Consider the following 6,202-nt stretch of genomic DNA (forward strand, 5'->3'; position numbering starts at 1 on the left):
AAAATTCGGGATGTGTTTGCTGCTGATTTCCGCTTCGGGATGGGATAGGAACACGTCAAAGGGATCCATAACGCGGTATTCAGAGTACGATGGAAAACGAAAGCCCCGCCTACCTGACGACCAAGGAAGTCGCAGATCTGTTGCGCGTCAAAGAGCGCAAGGTCTACGATATGGTCTCGGACGGCGAGATTCCGCACCGCAAGATCACTGGCAAACTGTTGTTTCCTCATGGTGAGTTGATGGGGTGGATCGAGGGGGCTGCCACCGCGCAGCCAGTCGAACGACCTGCGCTCGTGACTGGATCGCACGATCCCTTGCTGGATTGGGCGCTGCGCGAAAGCGGAGCCGGGCTCGCCACGCTCTGGAATGGAAGCTGCGATGGGCTGGCGCATTTTTCCGAGGGCGGAGCGGCAATTGCGGGGCTGCATATCCCGGGCGAAGACGATTGGAACATCGCGGCGGTCGCGGCGCGCGGATTGCAAGGCGTGGTTTTGATCGGCTGGGCCGAACGCGAGCGCGGCCTGATCCTGACACCCGGCGTGGCCGACATGGTCAGGGGCGTTGCCGATCTGCGCGGTCGCCGCGTGATCCTCAGGCAGGAGGGCGCGGGCACCACGGCTCTCTTCGATATCATGATGGCCGAGGCCGGGCTGGCTCCGAGTGATATCCTGACGCCAACGACACCAGCACATACCGAGAGTGACGCGGCAGCGGCGGTCGCCGCGGGAGAGGCAGAGGCGACGCTCGGCATCGAGGCGATGGCGCGTCAATTCCGACTGGCATTTCGGCCCTTGGTCTGTGAACGGTTCGATCTGCTGATTGACCGGCGCAGCTATTTCACCGAGCCGGTACAACGCCTGGTCAGCTTTATGCGGTCTGACGCCATGATCGCCAAGGCGGCCGCGCTTGGTGGGTACGATCTGGCCGGTCTTGGCAAGGTCAGGTGGGTTTCGCCCTGAACGGAGAGCTGGCCGCCAATGATGCGCCCCATGGCTGAGCGCAGCACGCGATTGACGCCGCCCCACAACCTGCTACCACGCAGATCATGCTCAGCGTCTTTCTCCAGACCTTACCTTTCTTTTTGATTATCGGGCTTGGATATGGCGCCGGACGGACCGGGTTTTTCCCCGAGGCCGCGACCGCGTGGCTGACGAAATTCGTGTTCTATTTTGCCCTGTCGGCCATGCTCTTCCGGTTTTCCGCCAACCTGTCGCTGGCCGAAGTCCTGGATTGGACGTTCGTCGCGGCGTATCTCTGGGCGACGGCGTTTGTCTACGGCATCGCAACACTGGTGGCCCTCCTGCGACGGGTCAATGTCCAAGAGGTCGCGATCGAGGCGCAATGCGCGGTGATCGGCAATGTGGGTTTTCTGGGCGTGCCGATGCTGGCGATGCTCATGGGCGAGGCGGCGATCGGGCCTGTAATGATCGTGCTGGCGGTGGATCTGATCGTGTTCGGCTCGCTGGTGGTGATCCTGATCACGGGCTCGCGTGACGGACGCCTGAGCCTGGGTATCTTGCGCACCGTGGGTCTGGGCTTGCTCAAGAACCCGATGATCGTGTCCATCGTTCTGGGGCTGACATGGTCCGGGCTGCGCCTGCCTATTCCGGATCCGATCAACGATTTCGTGCGCATCCTCGGCGGCGCGGCGACACCGGGCGCGCTCTTTGCGATTGGTGCATCCTTGGCGTCCAAATCCGCAGAGCGGCCGCATATCGCGGGTTGGTTGTCATTCTGCAAACTGGTGCTGCATCCACTCTTTGTCGCCTTTGCCGTGTTGGTTCTGTTCAATGTCGAGCCCTACGCCGGAGCGGTTATGATCGCCGCGGCCAGCCTTCCGGTGGCCGGAAATGTCTTCATGCTGGCGCAGCATTACGAGGTCGCACCCAAGCGGGTCTCGTCCTCAATATTGATTTCCACTGCCGCAGCAATTGTTACAGTGTCGCTTGTGATCGGCTGGGTGAACCAGCTTTACTGAACAGTCATCTAGACCTGAGAGGAGAGAGTTATGGAAACGGTTTCGGAAAACACCTGTTTTGGCGGCATTCAGGGGGTCTACTCCCACGATTCCGAGGTGTGTGGCGGCAAAATGACCTTTGGTCTTTTCTTGCCAGCCGAGGCGCAAGACGGCCCGGTGCCGGTGCTATGGTATCTCTCGGGCCTGACCTGCACCCATGAGAACGCCATGGTCAAGGCCGGCGCGCAGGGCTGGGCAGCGGAACAGGGCATCGCGCTGGTGTTTCCCGACACAAGCCCGCGCGGCGATGGCGTGGCCAATGACGACGCGTTCGATCTGGGGCAGGGGGCGGGCTTTTACGTCAACGCCACCCAAGACCCCTGGGCCCCGCATTTCCGCATGTGGGATTACGTCGCCGAGGAGCTGCCCGCACTGATCGGCAATAATTTTGCCGTCGATATGGACCGGCAGTCGATCACCGGCCATTCGATGGGCGGGCATGGCGCGCTGACGCTGGCGATGTCATTGCCGGGCCGGTTCTGCTCGGTCTCGGCGTTTTCGCCCATCTGCAACCCGACGGGCGGCGATTGGGGCCGCAAGCAGTTTGCGGCCTATCTCGGCGCGGACGAGGGCGCATGGGCCGCCCATGACGCGAGCCTGCTGATGGCCGAGCGCGGGTTTGACGGGCCGGTTCTGGTGGATACCGGCACCTCGGATCAGTTCCTCGACCTGCTGCGCCCCGAAACCCTCGCACAGGCCATGGCCGCGCGGCGGCAGGAGGGGGTGTTTCGCATGCAAAAGGGCTATGATCACAGCTATTTCTTCATCTCCACCTTCATGGAGGATCACGTCACCTTCCATGCCGAGGCGCTTTATGCGGAGTAAGTCATGAGCCATTACGACCTGATCATCATCGGTTCCGGCCCGGCCGGTCGCGCGGCGGCCATTCAGGCCGGCAAGCTCGAGCGGCGGGTGCTGGTGATCGACAAGAAGGACAAGCTGGGCGGCGTGTCGGTGCATACCGGCACGATCCCCTCCAAGACCCTGCGCGAGACGGTGCTCAACCTCTCGGGCTGGCGGGAGCGCAGCTTTTATGGGCGATCCTACCGGGTCAAGGACGATATCGAGGCGCAGGACCTCAAGATGCGCCTGCACAAGACGCTCGACTATGAGGTCGACGTGCTGGAGCATCAGTTTAACCGCAACCATGTCGAGACGCTCAACGGTGTGGCGCGTTTCACCGATGCCCATACCGTCGAGGTGGCGACCGATGCGGACGAGGTCACGCGCCTGACCGCCGACCGGTTCCTGATCTCGACCGGGACCAAGACTTACCGCCCCGATACCGTGCCCTTCAACGGCAGCACCGTGGTCGACAGCGACGAGTTTCTCGAACTTGGGCAGATCCCGCGCAGCTTGATCGTGGTGGGCGCGGGCGTGATCGGGGTGGAATACGCGACCATGTTTTCCGCGCTCGACGTCCGGGTCACGCTGATCGAGCCGCGCGAGACATTTCTCGACTTCATCGACCGCGCGATCATTCGGGATTTCACCCATCAGATCCTCGAAAACGGTGTCGATCTGCGCCTCGGCTCTGCCATCGACAAGATCGAGGACGCGGGCAAACACGTGGAGGTGAGCCTTGCCAATGGCCGCCACGTGCGCGCCGAGATGCTGCTTTTCGCCGCCGGGCGGATGGGGGCGACGGACAAGCTCAACCTCGGCGCCGCCGGGCTGGAAACCGACCATCGCGGGCGGCTCGAGGTGGATCGCAAGACCTATCAGACGTCGGTGCCGCATATCTATGCGGCGGGCGACGTGATCGGGCATCCCTCGCTGGCCTCAACCTCGATGCAGCAGGGCCGCGTCGCCGCCTGCGACGCGCTGGAGACACCCACCCTGCCCGAGAGCGCTTGGTTCCCCTATGGCATCTACTCGGTCCCCGAGATTTCCACCTGCGGCATGTCCGAAGAGGAAATGCAGGAGCGCGGCATCCCCTACGAGGTGGGCGTCGCGCGCTTCCGCGAGACCTCGCGCGGGCATATCATGGGGCTGGAGCACGGCCTCTTGAAGATGCTCTTCTCGCTCAAGACCCGCCGGGTCCTGGGCGTGCAGATCGTGGGCGAGGGGGCGACCGAACTGATCCACATCGCGCAGGCGGTGCTCAACCTCAAGGGCACGGTGGATTACTTCGTGCAGAACACGTTCAACTACCCGACGCTCGCCGAGGCCTACAAGATCGCCGGGCTCGATGCCTTCAACCGCATGCCCATTCCCGAGGAATACAAGGTCAAGCGCAGCGGGAAGGCGGCTAAGAAAGCGTGAGTTTCGAGAGTGATCCCCGCGAACCTGTCAATCCACCCGGCGCACCAGAAGCTGGTTTCCCGGGCCTGATTGCGTCTCGAAGACTTTCAGTTCCTTGATCAGGTCGCTCAGCTTTTTCTTGCCGTAGCTGCGCGTGTCGAAATCGGGTTTGTCGGCCTGTATCTGTTGGCCGATGCGCCCGAGCGGGTACCATTCATCATCGCTGTCGATCTTTTCCATCGCGTCGAAGATCAATCGCCGCGCATCGGCGATATGCTGGCTGTCGAGTTTGGTTTTGGGGGCGCTGCGGGGGGCGTCGCTCATATCCTCGTAGATGTTCTCGATGGCGACGAATCGGTTGCAGGCGTTCTTGAGCGCGTCTGGTGCCTTGGCCTCGCCGATGCCGATCACGGTCAGCCCCTGTTCGCGAATGCGGCTGGCCAGCCGGGTGAAATCGCTGTCCGACGAGACCAGCACGAAGCCGTCGAAATGGCCCGCGTGCAGGATGTCCATCGCATCGATCACCAGCCCGATATCGCTGGCGTTCTTGCCCTTGGTATTGGCGGTCTGCTGGTGCTGGACGAGGCCCAAATTCTGCGCTGTCCGTGTCCAGCCCGACAATTGCTGGCTTGACCAGTCGCCATAGACGCGGCGCAGCCCGGGCTCGCCGTAGCTGGTGACCTCGCGCAGGATAGAGTCGGCGTATTTCGCCGGAACGTTGTCGGCGTCGATCAGAACAGCGAGGAGTTGGGTATCACGATTGTTGGGCATGAAGCGGCTCCTTTGCCCCTTCATGCCTGATCGCGCTCAACGACGAAAGCAATTTAGCCTGTCTCAGGCGTGCTCGCCGATCTTGTCCTGCGTCTTGGTCTCGAAATCTTCGGCGGAATGGCGTTCGTGCAGTTGCATATGCGGCTCGCCAAAGCTTCGGTTGACCATGCGACCGCGCTGTACGGCCGGGCGGGCGTCGATCTTTCTGGCCCAAGCCATGACGTTCTTGTAGCTCTCCACGTCAAGAAAGGTGGCGGCACTGTAAAGCCGTCCGAGGCACAATTGCCCGTACCAAGGCCAGATCGCGATATCGGCAATGCTGTAATCATCCCCGGCGATATAGGGGCGCTCTGCCAGTTGCCGGTCGAGCACATCGAGTTGTCGCTTGGTCTCCATGGCGAATCGGTCAATCGGATATTGCCATTTCTCGGGCGCGTAGGCGTAAAAGTGACCAAAGCCGCCGCCCAGATAGGGCGCGCTGCCCATCTGCCACATCAGCCAGTTGATCACCTCGGTGCGCACAGGGCCCTCCCTGGGCAGAAACGCGTCGAACTTTTCAGCCAGATGCATCAGGATCGAGCCACTCTCGAACACCCTCAGCGGGGTGTCGCCGGTACGGTCAACCAAGGCCGGGATCTTGGAGTTGGGGTTGATTTCGACAAACCCGCTGCCAAACTGATCGCCCTCACCGATATTGATTAGCCAGGCGTCGTATTCTGCGTCGTGACCGGCGGCCAGCAATTCCTCAAGCATCACTGTGACCTTGACGCCGTTGGGCGTGGCCAGAGAATGAAGTTGGAACGGATGCTTGCCCTGCGGCAATTCCTTGTCATGCGTCGGTCCCGCGATGGGGCGGTTTGTCGAGGCGAACTTGCCACCCGATGCGCTCTCCCATGTCCAGACTTCAGGCGGGGTGTACGTGTTATCGCTCATGTTTGATCCTCTACTGGTTTTGAAATCAAGCTATGTGTCAACGCTGGCGCTGCAATGCAAAACGCCGCACATGGGATGTGCGGCGTTGCAAATCGTCTTCAGGGCAAAGTCGTCAATAGACGACGACGCTTCTGATGCTTTCGCCGTTGTGCATCATGTCGAAGCCTTTGTTGATGTCGTCGAGGGGCATTGTGTGCGTGATCATCGGGTCGATCTCGATCTTGCCCTGCATGTACC

Annotated in this window: 6 protein-coding genes and 1 pseudogene; 4 read left to right on the forward strand and 3 right to left on the reverse strand. The window is 61.4% G+C overall.

Annotated elements, in window-relative coordinates:
- Nucleotides 1-89 precede the first annotated feature (89 nt).
- The 4 genes from Q0X85_RS07240 to sthA all read left to right on the forward strand — a co-directional run bounded on the left by Q0X85_RS07240 (nucleotide 90) and on the right by sthA (nucleotide 4,282).
- The gene (locus Q0X85_RS07240; protein ID WP_297770932.1) at nucleotides 90-959 is read left to right on the forward strand and encodes a helix-turn-helix transcriptional regulator; all 870 of its coding nucleotides are present in this window, start codon (nucleotides 90-92) and stop codon (nucleotides 957-959) included.
- Between the two features lie 86 nt (nucleotides 960-1,045).
- Nucleotides 1,046-1,978 (forward strand): AEC family transporter, encoded by a 933-nt coding sequence (locus Q0X85_RS07245; protein ID WP_297770934.1) that lies wholly within the window; start codon nucleotides 1,046-1,048, stop codon nucleotides 1,976-1,978.
- A 30-nt stretch (nucleotides 1,979-2,008) separates the two neighbouring features.
- Nucleotides 2,009-2,842, forward strand: coding sequence for an S-formylglutathione hydrolase (gene fghA / locus Q0X85_RS07250; RefSeq protein ID WP_297770935.1), 834 nt, complete (start codon nucleotides 2,009-2,011; stop codon nucleotides 2,840-2,842).
- A gap of 3 nt (nucleotides 2,843-2,845) precedes the next feature.
- Nucleotides 2,846-4,282: a Si-specific NAD(P)(+) transhydrogenase gene (gene sthA, locus Q0X85_RS07255; RefSeq protein WP_297770937.1), complete on the forward strand. Its 1,437-nt coding sequence runs from the start codon at nucleotides 2,846-2,848 to the stop codon at nucleotides 4,280-4,282.
- A 27-nt stretch (nucleotides 4,283-4,309) separates the two neighbouring features.
- Here the strand turns inward: sthA and Q0X85_RS07260 are convergent, their stop codons facing one another.
- From Q0X85_RS07260 to Q0X85_RS07270, 3 genes and pseudogenes are all read right to left on the reverse strand, one after another.
- Nucleotides 4,310-5,032: an NYN domain-containing protein gene (locus tag Q0X85_RS07260; protein ID WP_297770938.1), complete on the reverse strand. Its 723-nt coding sequence runs from the start codon at nucleotides 5,030-5,032 to the stop codon at nucleotides 4,310-4,312.
- A 63-nt stretch (nucleotides 5,033-5,095) separates the two neighbouring features.
- Nucleotides 5,096-5,965 carry a glutathione-dependent disulfide-bond oxidoreductase gene (yghU, locus tag Q0X85_RS07265; protein ID WP_297770940.1) on the reverse strand — a complete coding sequence of 290 codons (870 nt, stop codon included), beginning with the start codon at nucleotides 5,963-5,965 and terminating at the stop codon, nucleotides 5,096-5,098.
- Nucleotides 5,966-6,077: 112 nt separating this feature from the next.
- A pseudogene (locus Q0X85_RS07270) lies at nucleotides 6,078-6,202 on the reverse strand (S-(hydroxymethyl)glutathione dehydrogenase); the annotation flags it as partial.

The organism is uncultured Roseovarius sp., from assembly GCF_947259555.1.
In the GTDB taxonomy this organism is placed as follows: Bacteria; Pseudomonadota; Alphaproteobacteria; order Rhodobacterales; family Rhodobacteraceae; genus Roseovarius.

Bases quoted from the DNA above. Each gene is read 5' to 3' on its own strand.
- Q0X85_RS07245 (WP_297770934.1), top strand. From the start codon at position 1,046: ATGCTCAGCGTCTTTCTCCAGACCTTACCTTTCTTTTTGATTATCGGG.
- sthA (WP_297770937.1), top strand. From the start codon at position 2,846: ATGAGCCATTACGACCTGATCATCATCGGTTCCGGCCCGGCCGGTCGC.
- fghA (WP_297770935.1), top strand. From the start codon at position 2,009: ATGGAAACGGTTTCGGAAAACACCTGTTTTGGCGGCATTCAGGGGGTC.
- Q0X85_RS07240 (WP_297770932.1), top strand. From the start codon at position 90: ATGGAAAACGAAAGCCCCGCCTACCTGACGACCAAGGAAGTCGCAGAT.
- Q0X85_RS07260 (WP_297770938.1), bottom strand. From the start codon at position 5,032: ATGCCCAACAATCGTGATACCCAACTCCTCGCTGTTCTGATCGACGCC.
- yghU (WP_297770940.1), bottom strand. From the start codon at position 5,965: ATGAGCGATAACACGTACACCCCGCCTGAAGTCTGGACATGGGAGAGC.